Consider the following 19,829-nt stretch of genomic DNA (forward strand, 5'->3'; position numbering starts at 1 on the left):
CTCCCTAAAACCGGAAACTTTTCAGGCAGTCATCCAGCCACTGCCGCTGTGATTCAGTCAATGCCTGCTGAGATGACAGGGTAAAAATCAGCACCTTTTTCTCATCCCGCAGAAATACTGCCTGACACTGGTAAACCTGTTGTCCTTTTTTGGGTCGGTAACGGGAAAGCAGTAAGTGACCATGCAGCAGATTGTCACCTAATGCAGCTTCCTTCTCTTCCAGCAATTGCCAGTCTTTCAGACCGTTTTTCAACAAGGTTTTCTGGCGGATGAGATAATCGGTTAAATCTTCCCCTTCATTCAATTGGTCGCGGCTGATATTCAGTGCAGGCACATTGGGGGCGATAATAATATTGACCGTCTGTTCCTGATAACCTTCCGGTAGGGTGATGCTGCCTTCCGTGAACAGACAACGCGGGCGTGTTTCCATATATCCTTTGCCTCATTAAAGATGAATTTATGTTTTAGTTACATGAGTAAGGGCAAAATATAACAGCCGTATTTATGAACGCCAGAGTGAATAAGAAATCCTCACAGAAATTGTGATTAACCTCTCTTCTAAATAAAATCAAATGATTACCACATTTTAATTTCACGTAATGCAACAGATTAAAAACACACTGACGCGCTGCGCTTGTCTTCTCCATGTTACCGGGCTAATACATTAACCCGGTAACATGGAGAGCCTAAAAAAACACCAACCCAGCCAGGGAAACCCTTTTTATTTACCCCTCCCTATTACAGAATTAGGGGTAAAACTATTCACCCTGTTCACCTTGCCATATTCTCTTTTAAATACATTGGGTTAAAGGGTGATAACTTGAAATCAGACTCATCATCCCTGTTCACCCAATCCTTCACCAAAAACAAGAAAAAGGTGAACAGTGTGAATACTTATGAATAGTTAAAAAATAACTATTCAACCTTCAATAGATTGATATTTATGGTTTTAATGGCAGAGTGAACAGTGGTGAACACTTTTTTATGTTTTTTTAATATTTACAAAAGATGAAAGAAATTATTCTGTTGGCTGTCCTTCCCTTGTCAATTTCGGCAGCCATTCATTGGCGTCTTCGATATTCAAACTGAGATTGCTGCGAATGCCCTGTTTACTTTTCTTGCGTAGGTAATGCTGGCTGTATTCGGCCAGTGCGCCCGGCATATCCATACCGAACCGGGTCACGGAAACAGGTTTATTCAGGTTGTTGCCTTTCATATAAGCAAGGTAGGCGTGATAGAGGTATTTGCGGGGATTGAACGGCAGAATTTCCGCATTGCCGATTAACAGGCCGTCGGCTTCACTGGAAGCCATCAGATAACCGCAAAAATCCACTAAGGAATCTGTGCCACGTTTGATATCTAGCGCTTCTTCGGATTTTTGTTGCTCTGCCAGTAAACGCTTTGCTTCTTTCGGGTCAGCAAATCGATGAAATAAGTGCTGGATAATTACGGGTAATTCCGCCGCTATTTTGTCTCGCAGAAAGGGATCGCGTTCATGTTCCGGCACCACTTCGGAAAATTTGAAAATCACCCGACGCCGCGATACTCCACCACTGCGATCACTGAAACTCATGGCGTTATTGTTCACTGCCAGCACCACAGCAGGAATACGAGTTGAATAAGGCTGCTTATGCTTCGGGTCGATGGAAACTTCATCCCCACCCGTAATTGCTTTAATGCCTGAACCATCACCTACATAGCGAGTTTGATCAGGCAAAATGATGAGTGAGTAGCCCACAATCAGTGCCCTGTCCCGTGCGTTTTCCAGTGCAGACATGTTTGCTGATACCGTATTCCCTTTGCCTGCCAGCATAGTACAGATTTCAGCAAAGATACTTTTGCCACTGCCTCCGGCTCCAGTCACTTCCAGAAAAAGCTGCCAGTCGTAGCGGTTCGCCAGAACCATGAACAGCGCTGCCAATACCCGATCTGACTTGTTCTCACAATTGGCTACTGCTCGATTGAGCCAACGCCAAAAATGCGGAGCATGATCTTTCATGTTTCCCCCCGAAACAGAGGTTTTGAACGCCACATCACTGGCAAGCAGCAACCAGTCATTTTTGCTATGAGGCCGGAACTGGCACGTTTTCAAGTCAAACACACCATTACTGAACCCGATTAAATGACGTTCTGGCGGTAGCATCATGGGAAGCTGTAATTTCAGGGCATCCACAGCCGAACGAATCCCATTGGGAGAATAGGGCGCTTTTGCCTCAATAAAAGCAGCGACCATTTCCCGCTGTAAGTCGCGATCACTGACCGGTCGCCAAACAATACCGTCATAGTGATGAACCATTTCCGAAGTACCGTCCAATGCCAAATCACCATCATAGCGTTCAAGTAAGACTTCCCCGCGCTGACTGGCTCCCATCTGGCATAATGTCGGTTTAACGGATTTCGCATTTTTCGGTTTATTTACTGGTTTTTCTTTCACTGACTCCGGCTGATAAAGCTCCTGATAAAACGCCTGTTTTGCCATATCTACTCCGTTTTGTTGGCGATAATCGTCCCAGTCAGCTTTGATATTACCCGGTGGTAATGTGACCCAACCATCCACCGCAAGGGCGGCTCTTTCTGCCGAGATCTTGCCAACATTCTTTTTGGGTTTGCCGTCTTTACCCAGCTCGCCCGGTTCGTACCAGTCTTTATCTGCTGCAATGATGATTTTTGCGTCCGGCCAACGTTCCCGAACGGCTTTTGCAACAGGAAATAAATTTCCCTCATCCAGTGCGGCCAGAACCAGACCGTTATATAACTGACTGATCGTCAGCGCCGTGGCGTAGCCCTCTGTAATCAACACCGTGTCCGGTTGTTCTTCCAGTGCTGACAGAGGAATAAACGACCCCTTCTTTTGGCTGCCGAATAGCAATTTTTTCTCGCCATCCGGCCTGATAAGCTGCGCTCCGGTAACTTCGCCTTCGGTACTTTGCAAAATCAGTAGCAAAGAACCGTCTTCAAGCAATCGCTGATTGGGGCATTGCAGCCCCTTTGTTGTCAGATATTGGGAATGTCCTCTGACAGATTTAGCCATCAATGCGGCCACTTTTTCAGCAATCGGCTGTGTTGTGTAAATGGTTTCTTTGGCTGGCTTGGGTTCTGGCAAAGGCAACGCCAGCACGTCAGCAATAACTTTTGCCGCCTCAGTGATGGAGATCCCTTGGGTTCTTGCGACTAAATCCAGCCCATCGCCATATTTTGGCTCGTCACATTGGCGGCAATACCAGTTGCCGTTATGGTGATCATCAATAAAGTGGAAACGGTCAGTACCTCCACAGATAGGACAAGCTCCATGTTTACCCTTTGCCGGAACGTCAACGCCACAAGCGGGCAGCAGACTTTCCCAATGGTACATCGCCGATTTTTTCACAGTCTGGATAAGATCGAGCGGTTTTTGACGGATGTTAGATCCATATAAAGATGTGTAACTCATGATTCATTCCTTATAAACCGCCGCCTGAAGCGCATGATAAATTTCCTGATTGATATCACATGCCAGCGCAATCAGGTTATTTAAGTCGATTGAACACTCATCTTTGGCTTTTTCGAGAATGACGTAAAATAAAGAGGTAGCCAGACCAGATTGGTGCATAGCTTGAGCCAATGAAACAGGCTGTTTACGCATAATGCACCTCCTGAAAGCGAGTTTCGGGGACAACAAATACATCAAGGCATGTAAATTTAAGGCGAGTTTGGGTATGCTGTATGTCAGCCATCATCGTTACCTGAATTAACGGTTGTTGGTTAGACGCCTCGACAGTGTTTGCCGCACTTCGGGGCGTTGCTTTTTGTAGATATACGTACTTAATTACTTTATATTGGTACGTACCGACACTATTCACCCTAACACACTGGTACATACCAATGCAAGACAATAAGACTAAAAAACCATTCGAGAGATCAGGCAGCACAAAAAAGAATATTCGTTTTGAAGATGAGCTACTTGTACAAATCGAATCCGTTGCAGGTAGTGGTAATTTCAGTGCCTGGGTTAAAGATGCCTGCCGGGAAAGATTGCGTAAGTTAGGTATTGAGCCAAAAGGTTGAATTATTCCATTAATTATTTGATTCATGATGTAAATAAGATATGAGTCATCACAGAAGGTAGTCTTCTTCACACTGCCTATTTTATATCAGGAGGCGAATTGCCCTTATCGGCAATTCGCACTATTCAGACCGTTATTTGGCGTCCATACGTTTAGCCAGCCAACGTTGAGAGAACTCCGTTAATTTGGCTTTCCGTTCGTGGTAGCTAAGTCCTAACTCGATCAACGTAATATTTGATTGTTCCAGATATGAAAGATGTTCAAGTTGCAACTGATTCATACTGTCACGCGGTTGACCAACAATATTATTTGCCTTAGCCCACTGTTTAGCAGTCACTCCCCCTAAAACCATACGATTCAACATATTGCTTTCTGTGCTGTAATGTCGGTTATCTGTTTTCTTTCCTTGTTCAGCCCTTGCCAGCTCCAATGCAGCACACATTGGTTTATGATAATTGGCTGCTTTGATACGTGCTTGCAATTTGTTCCTTAGTTGTTGCGTTACCTTGGGGGCGATACGCTGTAGGGCTTGTTCGCACTCAATAAAATAAAGCCGTGCCGCTTTGCCCTGTTCATTACGTTCAACCATCGACAATTCTTTAGCCATATTCAGGCTAATAATATAATCTGATCTAGGGCGACCGCCTTTGGAGGTTTTCCCCTGTTTTGGGGAAAACTGTGTATTATTTACACTTCCTTGTTTTGGTGTGATCAAACCGTCGAGAACGATATAATCAGTACCTTCTACAAAACCATATTTCTTAATTCTGTCTTTGAGCCACGTTGTAAAGTCTCGCTTGACTTTCAAATATTCATAGAGTTTTTTCGCGCTAATCGCTTGGATTTCCTTGCCACCAATATTATTAATCGATACGGGAAGCATTTCTGAGAATTGTTTAATTTCCTGATTTTTGGCGTAAGAGTGCCCGCCACGGTTATTAACCATGTTTGATTTCATTATTATTTTTTCCTGTTTATTGAAATTTAATAGTAATCCGTTGCGACAACGTTTTTAGTCTGCACAACATCTTGCGCAAAAACACGCAAAACAGAATTCACCGAGAATATTCTTATAAAACGAGATCATTTGCGTGCATTTGCAGATTAATCATACTAAGCCGATTTCCTGCTATATGGATTATTGACATTATCTACTGTCGGCAGGTTACGAACCCAATACAACAAATCACTCAGAAGCCAGGCACAAGAATTACGTCCTAAAGGTTTACGGGCAGGAAAACGCCCTTCTTTTTCCAAACACCATGCAGTCGTTCGAGAGATAGATGTAATATGTTGGCGTTCTTTTTCCCGAACCAAGCGATCGTATTGTTCCCCATATTCCATCAAGATAGTACGGCGTTCTTCTGGTGTAGGTGTGTGATATTGATTTGACATCCAGACCCTCCTTTACTTGTGTTGTCAGAAGTATTCTAGAGTTTCAATCAGAGACATTCATCCCGTTGTAAGACTTATAGCGGGATGAGTTAATATAGAAAGGGGGCTGTATGGTTACACAACCCTTTGTATGGGTTACAACAGGTCACTTCCTGTCATTGGGAGCTTTATGTGCGTTACTCAGGATTTCCGCAATTTTATCTTCGGTCTTGATTGTCAATTCGTGATTGGGAAATAAAAATGGTCTGCTGATAATTTCTCTCGCCCACGCAGCAAAATTTATTGAACGATCCACTTTTCGGCATTCTTCATCAAATACAGTTGGAAATTCTTCTCGAAACCGCATTGCAGCCATTAATACTTGTTCTCTATTCTTAGCGTGCCTTTCTGCTGTATGATGTGGTTCTTTAATTTTATCTTTGTCTTTTTTATCAATAAGAACGTCATAATGTTGTACGATATCGAGGGAATTAAAATCATATTCTTTTTCAAGAATTCGCTTTATATCAATATCTGTGATCCATAAATCTTCATGAGTAATTGCAATTTTTTCAAAATTATCACGATCTATGATCCCATCAAAATCATCATTATCCTCTAATGCGTAAACCTTAGTAGAGAGATTTTCATCCATGACAAATTGCATATTTGGCATATCTTTTGTCGGTGAACAAGGTGTAAACTCTGTTCCATCAATATAAGCAATGCCATTATTCTCAATATCTTCTAACGATCTGTTTATTCTCCATAAACCATAAGCTCTTCCGATTGCATATGAATGTGTGTTTATTACATCACTATTACTATCAGCTTCACTAAAGTAGTTATAAACGACAATTTCACCATTATCTTTAATGCGAAAATTATCGATTTTATAAAAAGAGTAAGGTGTTAAGTTTTTTACAAGATTATTGGCAATTGTCCCTCCAAAAGATAACAAATCAACCCACTTATTCATTTTTTCATATGGAGATGATGCCAATAACATCCCTTGCACGTTATTCAATTTTAGACATAATGATAACTTCCCATTCACACCAGCGTTAATCAGATCTGATACTTCACAGTTCAGGAAGTTAGCCGCCCGTTCAATCCTACAATATTTAAATGGTATTTTTATCTCAGCCATAAGATGCCTTTATTATTTTGCTCTTAATATAACCACATTTTCATAATTACCCACCAATACACCCAATCGATCGTACCACTTATTCAAAGCGTCTAACTTCTCTGGTAGGTATTGGCTTTTATTGTAGATAGCCATTACTCCCGGCAAGGCGTGTCCCAATAGTAACTCAACAATATGAGGCGCAATACCAATATCATTTAATCCTGTTGAGAATGTGCGGCGCAAATCGTGCAATGTCCAAGGTTTTGCGTGATTAAAATCTTTGTACAGCCTGCGCCCTTTTAATGATACTGACGCGCGGGTACGATCTTCGCCTAACAGTAATCCTGATTTACCCGTTTCTTTTTTTAACTCGGTCAACCAAGAGCGAATTCCCTCAGGAATTGAGCGCACTATTTTTTCACGGGTTTTGCTGTGTTCTTTAGGCACTGTCCATATCCATGACTCAAAATCCCATTCAGACCAGTGAGAAAGCCGCGCTTCAATCGTACGGGCACCAAACAAAACCAATATTTTTAATAGCCTTGAATAATAAGGCTGCTGGTCATTGCTGTAAGTACAGCGCCAAACATCCGCTAATTCAGAATCAGACAGAACGCGGTCGCGTTGTCCTGCTGGCTGCCCTACATCCTGAATAGTAAGAATAGCTAAAGCATCACTGGTGGCATAACGACGTACCTTACAAAACCTGAGAGCTTGCTTTGAAATCTGAAACATCCGTCCGGCTGTCATAGGTTGCGTTTTATTTATTTCGTCAAAACAGGTTACCCAGTGGCGGGTTTCACATCGTGCGAGAGGATAATGGCCCAATCGAGGATAAATATGTTTTCTTAGCTGCGCTCTTGCGAGTTCTTCATCTGTTCTTTTTGTACGCGCATAGTGTACTAACCAATATTCCAGAGCATCTTTGACAGTCACAGGTTTTAAAGTTTCTTCTGTGCTCAGTTCCAACTCCATCCTGGGATCAAAACCTTCAGCCAGCCATCTTCTGCACTGTTCACGTTTTTCTCTTGCCACTTTGAGTGACATATCAGGGTAACGGCCTAAAGTAAGGCGCTCCAAGCGACTACCACGCCCACCTAGACGATACACAAACACCCAACTTAACTGTCCACTTTTGAAAGCCTTAATGCTCAATCCTTCACCATCAGCAATCATAGCCGGAGAATCCCTTTTAACGCCCAGCAATGCTTTTAGTTTTTTGTCACTGAGTTTGTTGGTCCCTGCCATTCGTTACCTCACCATAGTGTCTCTGTCTGAGTGATACACCGAGTGATACACCGTTCACTGTAACAATCAAAAAACAGACATTAACACTAAAACACAAAATGAGTCTATTATTCTGATATGTAAGGATAAAAAAGGAGAAAATTGAAAGCGTCTGATAGCAGAAAAACACAAAGTTTTATGCTTCTACAATATGTTTCTTCATCAATATAACCAGTTGATTTTGTTTTAAATAATCACAAACCCAATCCAAAATGGGTGTGACTATTTACACATCGCTCAATACCATAAGCTCACCGAGCGCATAAAATAACACTCTCTGCGATCAGAACAAACCCTATTCGTTAATACACCGTTAATTTTCTTACAGGTATAAAAAACGGTAATTTCCATAAAATTAAGGAAATAAAGTTTAGCTAACGAAGATATGATTATGTTAATTTAAGCAAAATGGTAGAAAATCAGTATAATAGAAATTATGCAAAAAATTGCCTTACTCACATATATTCTGGTTTTGTTTGGTTTTACTCAACCCGCAAAAGCCCTGTCCGAGAGCGAATCTGAAGATCTTGCGGATTTGACGGCCGTCTACATCTATCTGAAATATGACTGTGGCTATAATCAGATATCAAACCGTGAAATCAGACGCACAATTATCTATTTTGCCCAACGCAATAAATGGGATCTCAGTAATTATGACGGTCAGTTAATGGAGGAGCTGAATCAATTAGGTTATAACGACTTGAAGGGAATCGACCTGCCCCATGAGGTGAAATGCCTCTCTCTTGCACAACGGTCTTTAAGCCTGCTCGCATATGTAAAATAATTTCGCTTAATACCGCCAAAGGTAAATTTCGCGATGCAACTAAGTTAATAGTTCGTTATGATGTGCGCCTATCCCCTGTTAACACAGCAATGGAGGAATACCGGGACATGTCAAAAAAAGAAATTTGGTATGAAACATTACATTCCAATTTCGGGCAGTATTTCGCAGTTGAAAATGTGCTTTACCACAACAAAACCGAGCATCAAGACCTGATCATTTTTGAAAATTCAGAGTTAGGTCGCATCATGGCGCTTGATGGTGTTGTACAAACCACCGAACGAGATGAGTTTATCTATCATGAAATGATGGCTCATGTTCCATTATTTGCCCACGGTCAAGCCAAACGTGTCTTGATCATCGGTGGCGGTGATGGTGGAATGCTGCGCGAAGTTTGTCGCCATCATTACCTCGAAAATATCACTATGGTTGAAATTGACGCTAGCGTTGTTGAGTTTTGTCGTCAATATTTACCCAATCATAATGCTGGTGCTTATGATGATCCACGTTTCAGCTTGGTGATTGATGACGGTACTCATTTTGTAAAAAACACCACTGATAAGTTCGATATCATCATTTCTGATTGCACAGATCCAGTTGGCCCTGGGGAAAGTTTATTTACCTCAGAATTCTATGAGGGTTGCGCCCGTTGCCTGAATGAAGACGGTATTTTTGTAGCCCAAAATGGCGTCTGTTTCCTGCAACAAGATGAAGCCGTCGATAGCCATAAAAAACTGAGTCACTATTTCGCCGACAGCAGTTTTTACCAGGCCGCTGTGCCAACCTATTATGGTGGAATCATGACCTTTGCGTGGGCAACCCAAAACCCTGCTTTGCGTCAGACATCTCTGGAAGCCCTGCAACAGCGTTTCAACGATTCAGCCATTGATTGTCGTTATTACACGCCAGCCATACATTCAGGAAGTTTTGCCTTACCACAGTACTTGCTAAACGCACTATACCCTATGGATTTCAAGCGACATCAAGGCGGCCAGAGCATCAGCCCGCGGGAGCATAAGTAGCTATGTGACCGGAGTAAACGAGTGCAGCCAACAAAGATGCAACTTGAAAGACAACGGATATATCTGGAAACCAATAATCACCCATCAGCCGGGAGGTGAATTAAATTGCGCAAACTGAAATTGCACGGCTTTAACAATCTAACAAAAAGCTTAAGTTTTTGTATTTATGATATCTGTTATGCAAAGACGAAAGCCGATCGCGACAGTTATATCGCGTACATTGATGAACAGTACAATGCTACCCGACTCACTGAAATTCTCAGTGAAACCTGTTCAATCATTGGTGCAAATATTCTTAACATTGCCCGACAAGACTACGACCCCCAAGGGGCGAGTGTCACTATTCTGATTAGTGAAGAACCTATTGATCCTGCGCTAGTGGATAATACAGAGAACCCGGGCCCACTTCCTGATTCTGTTGTTGCTCATTTAGATAAGAGCCATATTTGCGTACATACTTATCCAGAAAGCCATCCTGATGGCGGCATATGTACCTTCAGAGCAGATATCGAAGTCTCAACCTGTGGCGTTATCTCTCCCTTAAAAGCCCTGAACTACCTTATCCACGAATTGGAATCTGACATTGTAACGATGGATTATCGTGTCCGAGGTTTTACCCGTGATATTGCTGGTGTAAAACACTATATCGACCATGAAATTAATTCCATACAAAACTATGTCACTGAGGAAATTCAATCTCAGTACCATATGCTTGATGTCAATATTTTTCAGGAAAACCTCTTTCATACCAAAATGATGTTAAAAACATTTGATCTTAATGAGTATTTATTTAATACCACAGCAGAAGAATTGAATGACATGGAAAAGGAAGAGATTACTCGTCTACTTAAGAAAGAGATACAAGAAATCTATTACGGTAGAAACATTCCTGATCTATAAAAATTCACATTATATTAACTTATGTGACTGGCAATTTTCACTTGCCAGTCATTGATTCCTCAAGTTAATCACCTACCGTATTTAATATACTCAATGAATTATTCATTTAAGTACGACTATCCTTCTTTTAAAATAAATGAATTAAATTTGTTAGTTAGATAACAAATTTAATTCATTTATTTGCATGATTTTTCTTTTATGAACACTATTATATAAAATTGAATTTATAATAAATCCCCTACAATAAAATGAAGATAAAAATTGCCCTCATTGATGACCATGTTGTTGTCCGCTCAGGTTTTGCTCAATTATTGACGCTCGAAGAGGATATTATCGTCGTCGGTCAGTACAGTAGCGCCAATGAAGCATGGGAAGATCTGCTGAAAAAAAACATTGATGTTGTCATCATGGATATTTCTATGCCCCATGAAAGTGGATTGCAACTTCTGACCCGGTTACGTCCCAAATATCCTGATTTTCGTACTATCATGCTCAGTATTTATGATACTGCTTCTCTAGTACAGAGTGCTCTTGACGCAGGTGCTCGAGGTTATTTAACGAAATGTTGTGGACCAGAAGAATTGATTCAGGCCGTGCACACTGTTCATAAAGGTGAGATTTATCTTTGTGCCGATGCACTAAAAGCTTTACGCCAAAAGCCGCAAGAAACTAATGCATTGCAAATACTCACATCACGAGAAAAAGAAATATTTAATCTGTTAGTTAATGGAGTTAGCGTAAAAAATATTGCCGATCAACTTAAATTAAGTCCTAAAACTGTTCATGTTCATCGTGCAAATATTCTAAGTAAATTACACTGTGAATCCACTATTGAGCTTGTTCATTATGCATTACAACATCAAATCATTACAGGTTAGTAAATGAATTGGACCGTCCGCTTTAGTTTAGAGTCTTTATTTATACTCATTTTTTACTCAATTAGTTGGATATCACTTTGGATCATTAGTTTTTACTTACATGAAGATGGGCAACAAGCTGTTCTTTTATTGCCCCAAGGATTACGGTTGGTGCTCATGATTCTATTATGGAAAAGGCACTTACCAATCCTTATTATCAGTGAAACCAGTATATTGGCATGGTTAATTCACGAGCAATTAATTACAACCCCAGCTATACTATTTTCTCCTGTTATTAGTTTAATTCCTGTATTAATAATTCAACGAATATGGAAACACTATTCTCTTTATTGGCAACAACTTTCTATCCTGTTAATTGGTGTCATTGCCAATAGTCTGCTACAAACTGTTTTTTTGAGTTTTGCATTTTTATCTAAAGTAAATCTCTTTTTCCTTGCCTCAATCACCGGAGGAGTGCTCTTATCTCCTTTTGTTTATCTTATTTATATTTATCTATATGAACAGAGTTTAAAAAACGATCACATTATAGATGATTCGCTCTATCCACAATTGCGTTCATCTTTTTTGATGTGGTGTTTTTTATTCAGCTTATTAGGCGTCAGCGGGCCTTTCTTCTTATCACCTAAAATTGAAGGGCTTTTATCAATTTTAGTTTTTATTCCGAATGTCTTTATGGCTTATCGGTATGGTTGGCAGGGAGGCGTTTTCTCTGCCTTATTAGGCAGTTTGATAGTCGCTTTTGCTCGTCAATCCAGCGGTTCATTCAGTGAACTTCAAGAGCTAGAAATCTTTTTGACCACTCAGGCTTTACTGGGTATCGGGCTTGGTATAGCTATCAGTCGCCAGCAACAACTAGCCAGTAATCTAAATCACTATCGTGCCCTCTTAGAAAAGGAATTAATCGCACGCTATACCTTGATGCAAAATCTAGTGCATATTGAAGAAGAAATTCGAAAAGATATTGCCAGAGAGTTACATGATGAAATTGGACAAAACATCACAGCAATTCAAATACAATCAACTTTAGTAAAACGCACTGCAAATTCACCTCAGGTAATCAAGGCAGCGGAGCAAATTAAATATCTATCCCAACAAATTCATCATGCCACTCGTCAACTACTGCGTGAACTACGTCCACCTGCTTTAGACGAAATGTCATTTGAGCAGGCTCTTCGTCATTTAGTAAATGAATTTGCTTTCGAGGAACAAAATATTGTTTGTCAGTTTGATTACCAACTTTCACAAGAATTAAAAAATAGCACTATAACTTTAACTATTTATCGGTTGGTTCAAGAATTATTGAATAACATCAGTAAACATGCTAATGCCGACCTCATTACAATTTCATTAAATCAGAAAGAAAATTTCATTCAACTTAAAGTCAGTGATAATGGCATTGGCATCATAGATGATAAAAAACATACAGGTTTTGGCCTAAAAGGTATAGAAGAGCGCGTTCGTGTACTTGGCGGTAATTGGAATTTAAATACTCAACAAGGAACTCATATTGTTGTTAATTTACCCACAAATTCAGATGAGTGCATTAAATCATCAAAAATTATTTCTAATGTATTAAAGCCATAACTTAAAAAATTTATATCGTCTATTTACCTTTACGGAGATTTATTATGCAACCCAATAGCAATGAACAAATTTCACAAAATTACCGCTATTGGAGAAACCATTTGCTGATATCCATGATTATTGGTTATACCGCATTTCAACTAACGCGTAACAGTCTAAGTGTTGCTATGCCTGAAATGCAGGTGGAATTAACACTCGATAAAGATGATATTGGTTGGATAGCGAGCCTATTTTATATTGCTTACGGTTGTTCAAAATTTGTATCAGGAATTTTCCATGATCATACAGGCTATCGTTGGTTTATGGGAGTTGGGTTATTTATAACCGGAATACTTAATATTATTTTTACGTTTTGCTCATCACTGACAGCAGTATTGATTGTTTGGACATTAAATGGTCTTTTTCAAGGATGGGGATGGCCTCCATGCGCACGTTTATTATCTCATTGGTATTCCCGTAATGAACGTGGATTTTGGTGGGGATGCTGGAACATTTCTATAAATATAAGCGGAATACTTCTAACGCTTCTGTCAGCATTTCTTACGACACTCTATAGCTGGCGAGCGGCTTTATTACTCACTGGAACTATCAGCATTATAGTGGGAATTTGGTTATGCAAAAAATTACCAGGCATACCACAAGAACATGGTTTACCCAGTGTTGGAAACTGGCGGCAAGATGAAATGGAACTGAAGCAAGAACAATCATCTCAGCCTATGCCAATGATGAAAATTCTCAAAGAAACTATTCTGTTTAACCGTACCATTTGGCTTCTTGGCTGCTCCTATATTCTTGTTTATTTCATTAGAATAGCGATACATGATTGGGGAAATCTATGGTTATCAGAAAAACAGGGGGCTAATCTATTCAGTACGAGCGTTACTCTTTCACTATTTGAGCTAGGAGGCTTACTCGGTGCGCTTTGTTCAGGGTGGGGGTCAGATCTATTCTTTCGTAGCCAGAGAATCCCGATGATTTTTCTGTTTTCTATTGGGTTATTTTTTTCCGTAACCGCACTTTGGTTAGTTCCCATACAAAACGATATTTTATTGTCCATTTGTATTTTCAGCATTGGTTTTTTTGTTTTTGGTCCACAAATGCTAATTGGATTAGCGGCAACAGAGCACTGCCACAAAAAAGCAGCTGGCACTGTTACTGGATATTTAGGTTTATATGCCTACCTGAGTGCGGCCATTGCAGGTTGGCCACTAAGCCAGATAATTAGATATTATGATTGGTCTGGGATGTTTGCTTTGCTTACTGTAGCTGCTGCATTAATGGGATTATTACTGATGCCATTGCTAATGGCTAATATGAATAAATCACAATAAAAATAGCAGATTGAATATCCTACGTTAAGGGATATTCCTCATGTTTTATGAAATCAATAAAAAGCTAAAAAAATAATGATACTTCCCGATAATATGATTGAAGAATTTTAAAAACCTCATGAAATAAGGTTCTTCTATAACAGCATACCAACATACTAGATAGATACATCACCAAAAGAGTTAAAATGTACGCAATTATAATTATTCATTAGATAAAGTAATGGAATAACAACATTTAGAAATTGATTACATCACCTTTTTCACCTAAAAAACGTCATGTTACAAACAAGAAATAACTGACATCTACATTGAATACAAACTCTTATGAGTGAATCAAACTTCAACTTTTCTTGCAGTAGCTCAGGATAGAAACATTCCCTCACAAAAATAATTATATTATTTTATAAATTTATAAAACTAAGAACATAATTATCTTTAAAACAATAACTATCAATATGGTTTTAAAGACCGAAAAAATACAAATCCCCACAACAATAATCTAACAACAATAAAAAAATCAAAATAATACATTAATTATTCACAATTAGATAAACAAATAAAATTAGTAAAAATCAGCCATTATTTAACATTATTAAATATAGTGACAGATAAAAAACCATTCTATGAAATTATTAAAATTGTTATCTAGTTTGCAAATTTAATCTATTCATTTGCATAAGCTTGTTAACCTCATCATGATGTTCTGCGAATAAATTATATGAACTCTATTTTTAAAAACTAACAATACGAGCTTCATTTATTAACATTCATATTCATTTACCCTAGCTAAAAATACTGAACACAGGACATCGTTCATGAAATTCAATTACCTCTCAACATTAATAGCAGTAGGACTAACAGCCTTTACTATGACTAATGCTGCCCAAGCAGCTGGCCGCTTAATTGTTTATTGCAGTGGTACTAATGCACTGTGTGAAACAGAAACTCGGGCTTTCAGCGAAAAATATGATGTTAAAACCACATTTATTCGCAATGGCACTGGCAGCACATTAGCTAAAATTGAAGCCGAAAAGCGTAACCCACAGGCGGATGTGTGGTATGGCGGTACACTCGATCCCCATTCTCAAGCGGGTGAAATGGGACTCCTGCAACCCTATCAATCTTTAAATTTGTCCCAAATCATGCCTAAATTCCGAGATCCTGCAAAACGTAAAGGCAATTACTCTTCTGCGGTTTATATGGGAATTCTTGGTTTCGGTGTAAACACAGAACGCCTGAAAGAAAAAAAACTTCCTATACCAACATGCTGGAAAGATCTGACTAAACCAGAATATCAAGGTGAAATTCAAATTGCTGATCCGCAAAGTTCTGGTACGTCTTATACTGCCCTTGCAACGTTTATTCAATTATGGGGAGAGGATGAGGCTTTTGATTACCTCAAAAAATTAAATAACAATGTTTCCCAATACACCAAATCTGGTATTGCTCCCGCACGAAATACTGCCCGCGGTGAAACCGCCATTGGAATCGGTTTTCTGCATGACTATTCACTAGAAGTTGAGAATGGCGCCCCCATGAAACTGATTTCTCCTTGTGAAGGAACTGGTTATGAAATTGGTGGAGTCAGCATCCTCAAAAACGCCCGCAACGTAGATAATGCCAAATTGTTTGTTGATTGGGTCTTATCCAAAGAAGCTCAAGAGTTGAGCTGGAAAAAAGGTCATTCTTACCAAATCCTCACTAATACCACGGCAATCTCTTCCCCTATAACTTTGAACCCCTCTGAATTGAAACTCATAGATTACGACATGAATAAATATGGCTCCAATGAAATGCGTAAGGGATTAATTAATAAATGGCTCACTGAAGTAAAAATGGGGAAATAACGTCCTAAATATCAATAACAAATATTCAGGTAGTGAATAAGGTAGGTACTCACTGCCTGTCTATGCAATTTATGTATTTTCTTTGTGAGATTTTATTTGGGGGAGTTATGTCTTGTACCCTTACCTTGCAACACAAGCAGGGACGGGATTCTGTTTTCTGGTGGGTTTTGCTGGCATGGATGTCATTTGCTTTGCTGCCATCATGGAGTCTGGATTACGGCCTGTTTGACTCAACAAGAGAAGAAATTCTAGCTGCCTACGGTTGGCACAGTCTCAATATCAGCATATTGTGGTTCCTGCTCCCGTCAGTACTGCTATTTCGCCCGCGCACCTCCGCCAATCGTGATGCCCGTCATCGTCATTATTTTGATGCCGGATATTCCTTGCTATGTGTGATGTTTATTATTACCACTGCTGCCCTGAGCGGGCGCGGACTTGGCTATTCGACAATCACCCTGTTCATTGCATTGGGGGCTGTTATTACGCTCGCTTTAGCACGTCTGGAGTGGCTGGGAGGTGATAGTTTTGTTATCGCTTCGCTGGTATCGATTATTGCGTTAATTAGCGTATTTATTCTGTTTCCCAGCATCGCCATCTTTATTCCGATGTTTACGGATGAATCAGGGCAATTTGCACCATTCGAGTTTTTATCCATACTCGGACAATCCCATATTCTGAAAATTATCACCAATTCAGTGTTACTTTCAGCCTCTGTTGGCCTTGGCTGTACATTTTTTGGATTAATATTGGCAATTTACACCGCCAGAATTGCCAACCGTTCCGCTATTATTGGCCGGGTATTTTCTATTTTACCGATTGTCACGCCGCCTTTTGTTGTGGGATTGGGTGTGACGCTAATGATGGGGCGATCTGGTTATTTCACAGAGTTTTTGTCCATATGGTTTGGGTTAACTAATACAAATTGGCTATATGGTTTTACGGGAATTTGGATAGCCCAAGTGTTGGCTTTTACCCCAATGGCATTCATGATCTTGGATGGTGCCATCAAAACGATCCATCCTTCCTTGGAGGAAGCCTCTTATACTTTGCGCGCCAATCGCTATCAAACTTTCTTCTACGTTTTTTTACCATTACTGAAACCCGCCCTTGCTAATGCATTTTTGATTGTGATCGTTCAATCTCTGGCGGATTTCAGTAATCCACTGGTTTTGGGTGGTAATTTTGATGTATTGGCTACCCAAATTTATTTCTATATCACGGGTTCCCAACTTGATTATCAAGCCGCCAGTACCCTAGGTGCGTCTTTACTCATCTTCTCGCTCTTGATTTTCTGCATTCAATACCTCTGGATCGGCAAACGCTCCTACGTCACCGTTTCAGGCAAATCCAGCCGCGGGGATGTACAACCGTTACCAATGTCACTGGTTCGGATTGTTTGTGGCTTTCTGTGTATTTGGGTGATATTCAATATCTTACTCTATGGCAGTATTTTCTATGGCAGCTTCACGGTTAACTGGGGAGTGGATTACACACTAACGCTAGATAACTTCATCAAGTTATTCGGTCAGGGAATGAACGATGGCGCATGGCCTTCTCTTATTGATACGTTGTTATACGCAGGTATTGCTGCGCCAATTACCGCAATTTTCGGTCTGTTAATTGCTTATATCATGGTACGCCAGCAATTCCGCGGCAAGAAAATCATTGAATTCACGACAATGCTTTGTTTCGCCGTCCCCGGGACAGTCGCAGGGATATCTTATCTTTTGGCATTCAATGATGCGCCATTTTACCTTACTGGAACGGCGTTCATTATTATCATATCCATGACAATGCGAAATGTGCCTGTCGGTATTCGTGCTGGTATTGCTGGACTTGGTCAGATAGACAAATCATTGGATGAAGCATCTCTCAGCCTGCGAGCGGGTTCGATGAAAACAATCCTGAATATTCTGCTGCCTCTTTTACGCCCTGCGCTCTTATCCGCCCTGATTTACAGTTTTGTTCGTGCCATTACCACCGTCAGCGCCATTGTGTTTTTGGTTACACCAGATACACGCGTAGCAACCGCCTATATTCTGAACCGCGTTGAAGATGGTGAGTATGGCCTGGCCATTGCATATGGTTCTATTTTAATAGTGGTCATGTTAGCAGTAATTTTCCTATTTGATTATTTAGTTGGCGAAGCACGTATTTCTCGCTCAAAAGCTAAAAATAGCCAGTAACCACGGAGTGACGATATGACACAGCAACATTTTGTCGAATTAAAAAATGTAACCAAGCGGTTCAATGACAATACTGTGATTGATTCACTTAATTTGTCAATTCCACAAGGACACATGGTTACTTTATTGGGGCCATCGGGATGCGGCAAAACAACCGTGTTAAGGCTGGTTGCCGGATTGGAAAAACCAACTTCCGGGAATATTTTCATTGATGGAGAAGATGTTACTGGCCGTTCTATCCAGCAGCGGGATATTTGTATGGTATTTCAGTCCTATGCCCTTTTTCCTCATATGTCTTTGGGAGAAAACATCGGGTATGGATTAAAGATGTTGGGATATTCCAAAGCAGAAATTCGTGATCGTGTCAGAGATGCTTTAGAGTTAGTTGATTTGGGAGGGTTTGAAGATCGTTATGTTGATCAAATCTCTGGTGGTCAGCAACAACGTGTCGCTTTGGCTCGTGCATTAATCCTCAAGCCAAAGGTGCTGTTATTCGATGAACCACTCAGTAATCTTGATGCTAATCTTCGTCGCAATATGCGTGAAAAAATCCGTGAATTGCAGCAAAAATTCAATATCACTTCACTCTACGTAACGCATGACCAAACTGAAGCATTTGCCGTGTCTGACACCGTTTTAGTGATGAATAAAGGTAAGATCATGCAAATGGGGTTACCACAATCGCTTTATCGACAACCTGCATCGGAATTCATGGCGAATTTTATGGGTGATGCCAATATTTTTCCTGCTACACAGGGTCCGGATTATGTGGAGATTTTCCAATATCGTCTGCCACGCCCTGCTAATTTCACAACAACACAAACATCCATTACCGTTGGTATTCGTCCTGAGGCAATTACGTTAAACCAGCAAGGAAAAGAATGTCAGCGCTGTAAAACCAAGCATGTTGCCTATATGGGATCACAATACGAAGTCACCGTTGACTGGTATGGAAAAACATTATTATTGCAAGTCAATGCTACCCAAGTGCAGCCTAAACTGGATGAAGTGTATTATCTGGAAATCCATCCAATTGGGATGTTTATTTTAGAGAATAGTGCGCAAAATTAAGTTCTTTAAAAAGTGCCATACCGCAATATTAAACGCCTGCGGCAATTGTCGCAGGCGTTTTTTTAACCAAAAAACTTCCCCGTAGGCCAACAAGATAAATTACCTAAACTGCCTATCAACACGCCATTAAACCTTGTAAAATCACCTACACTTTATGGAGTCACACTACAAAAACGATTCATCTCACTTCAAATAAATAGGTTTTCCAATGCATCAGTCTGATGTTGTTGATCGCTCGCTTTTTTCATTAAGCTGGCCAATTTTCATTGATATTTTTCTACATATGGCGACGTTATTAATTAACCTGAGATCGGTTTAAGCCATCACCTGAAGTCCTGTTTTTTCAGCATGGGTGATATTCAGTGATGGCTTTTTAGGTTTCAGACAATAGGC

General features: G+C 40.2%; 17 protein-coding genes. 10 read left to right on the forward strand and 7 right to left on the reverse strand.

Features of this window, described 5'->3' with window-relative positions:
• Positions 1–4: 4 nt before the first annotated feature.
• From BM100_RS16620 to BM100_RS16630, 3 genes are all read right to left on the reverse strand, one after another.
• The gene (locus tag BM100_RS16620) at positions 5–430 is read right to left on the reverse strand and encodes a DcrB-related protein (RefSeq protein ID WP_092512959.1); all 426 of its coding nucleotides are present in this window, start codon (positions 428–430) and stop codon (positions 5–7) included.
• 588 nt (positions 431–1,018) lie between these two features.
• On the reverse strand, positions 1,019–3,430 hold the full coding sequence (locus BM100_RS16625) for a DUF5906 domain-containing protein (RefSeq protein ID WP_244590676.1): 2,412 nt from the start codon (positions 3,428–3,430) through the stop codon (positions 1,019–1,021).
• 3 nt (positions 3,431–3,433) lie between these two features.
• The gene (locus BM100_RS16630; protein ID WP_092512961.1) at positions 3,434–3,622 is read right to left on the reverse strand and encodes a hypothetical protein; all 189 of its coding nucleotides are present in this window, start codon (positions 3,620–3,622) and stop codon (positions 3,434–3,436) included.
• A gap of 239 nt (positions 3,623–3,861) precedes the next feature.
• On the opposite strand from BM100_RS16630, the gene BM100_RS16640 reads away from it, so the two are divergent.
• Positions 3,862–4,044, forward strand: coding sequence for a YlcI/YnfO family protein (locus tag BM100_RS16640; RefSeq protein ID WP_038220725.1), 183 nt, complete (start codon positions 3,862–3,864; stop codon positions 4,042–4,044).
• A gap of 132 nt (positions 4,045–4,176) precedes the next feature.
• On the opposite strand, the gene BM100_RS16645 is transcribed toward BM100_RS16640, so the two are convergent.
• From BM100_RS16645 to BM100_RS16660, 4 genes are all read right to left on the reverse strand, one after another.
• Entirely contained in the window at positions 4,177–5,001 is an 825-nt protein-coding gene (locus BM100_RS16645) for an antA/AntB antirepressor family protein (protein WP_092512965.1), read from the reverse strand.
• Between the two features lie 155 nt (positions 5,002–5,156).
• On the reverse strand, positions 5,157–5,438 hold the full coding sequence (locus tag BM100_RS16650) for a helix-turn-helix transcriptional regulator (RefSeq protein WP_092512967.1): 282 nt from the start codon (positions 5,436–5,438) through the stop codon (positions 5,157–5,159).
• Between the two features lie 145 nt (positions 5,439–5,583).
• Positions 5,584–6,567, reverse strand: a complete 984-nt coding sequence (locus tag BM100_RS16655; protein WP_092512969.1) for a hypothetical protein — start codon at positions 6,565–6,567, stop codon at positions 5,584–5,586.
• Between the two features lie 12 nt (positions 6,568–6,579).
• Positions 6,580–7,797 (reverse strand): tyrosine-type recombinase/integrase, encoded by a 1,218-nt coding sequence (locus BM100_RS16660; protein ID WP_092512971.1) that lies wholly within the window; start codon positions 7,795–7,797, stop codon positions 6,580–6,582.
• 475 nt (positions 7,798–8,272) lie between these two features.
• Here BM100_RS16660 and BM100_RS16665 point away from each other — a divergent pair, with 475 nt between their 5' ends.
• The 9 genes from BM100_RS16665 (at position 8,273) to fbpC (ending at position 19,436) form a co-directional block, all read left to right on the forward strand.
• Positions 8,273–8,620: a YacC family pilotin-like protein gene (locus BM100_RS16665; RefSeq protein ID WP_092512973.1), complete on the forward strand. Its 348-nt coding sequence runs from the start codon at positions 8,273–8,275 to the stop codon at positions 8,618–8,620.
• A gap of 107 nt (positions 8,621–8,727) precedes the next feature.
• A complete protein-coding gene (speE, locus tag BM100_RS16670; RefSeq protein ID WP_092512975.1) occupies positions 8,728–9,639 on the forward strand; it encodes a polyamine aminopropyltransferase in 912 nt (303 codons plus the stop codon).
• A gap of 105 nt (positions 9,640–9,744) precedes the next feature.
• Entirely contained in the window at positions 9,745–10,539 is a 795-nt protein-coding gene (speD, locus tag BM100_RS16675; protein ID WP_092512977.1) for an adenosylmethionine decarboxylase, read from the forward strand.
• Between the two features lie 248 nt (positions 10,540–10,787).
• Positions 10,788–11,417 carry a response regulator transcription factor gene (locus BM100_RS16680; protein WP_092512979.1) on the forward strand — a complete coding sequence of 210 codons (630 nt, stop codon included), beginning with the start codon at positions 10,788–10,790 and terminating at the stop codon, positions 11,415–11,417.
• Positions 11,418–11,420: 3 nt separating this feature from the next.
• The gene (locus BM100_RS16685; protein ID WP_092512981.1) at positions 11,421–13,001 is read left to right on the forward strand and encodes an MASE1 domain-containing sensor histidine kinase; all 1,581 of its coding nucleotides are present in this window, start codon (positions 11,421–11,423) and stop codon (positions 12,999–13,001) included.
• A 44-nt stretch (positions 13,002–13,045) separates the two neighbouring features.
• On the forward strand, positions 13,046–14,332 hold the full coding sequence (gene uhpC / locus BM100_RS16690) for an MFS transporter family glucose-6-phosphate receptor UhpC (RefSeq protein ID WP_092512983.1): 1,287 nt from the start codon (positions 13,046–13,048) through the stop codon (positions 14,330–14,332).
• 815 nt (positions 14,333–15,147) lie between these two features.
• Complete coding sequence (locus BM100_RS16695; RefSeq protein ID WP_092512985.1) at positions 15,148–16,179, forward strand: ABC transporter substrate-binding protein; 1,032 nt, start codon at positions 15,148–15,150, stop codon at positions 16,177–16,179.
• Between the two features lie 107 nt (positions 16,180–16,286).
• The gene (locus BM100_RS16700) at positions 16,287–18,365 is read left to right on the forward strand and encodes an ABC transporter permease (RefSeq protein WP_092512987.1); all 2,079 of its coding nucleotides are present in this window, start codon (positions 16,287–16,289) and stop codon (positions 18,363–18,365) included.
• A 15-nt stretch (positions 18,366–18,380) separates the two neighbouring features.
• Positions 18,381–19,436: a ferric ABC transporter ATP-binding protein gene (fbpC, locus tag BM100_RS16705; RefSeq protein ID WP_092512989.1), complete on the forward strand. Its 1,056-nt coding sequence runs from the start codon at positions 18,381–18,383 to the stop codon at positions 19,434–19,436.
• Positions 19,437–19,829 lie beyond the last annotated feature (393 nt).

The organism is Xenorhabdus mauleonii (assembly GCF_900113945.1).
In the GTDB taxonomy this organism is placed as follows: domain Bacteria; phylum Pseudomonadota; class Gammaproteobacteria; order Enterobacterales; family Enterobacteriaceae; genus Xenorhabdus; species Xenorhabdus mauleonii.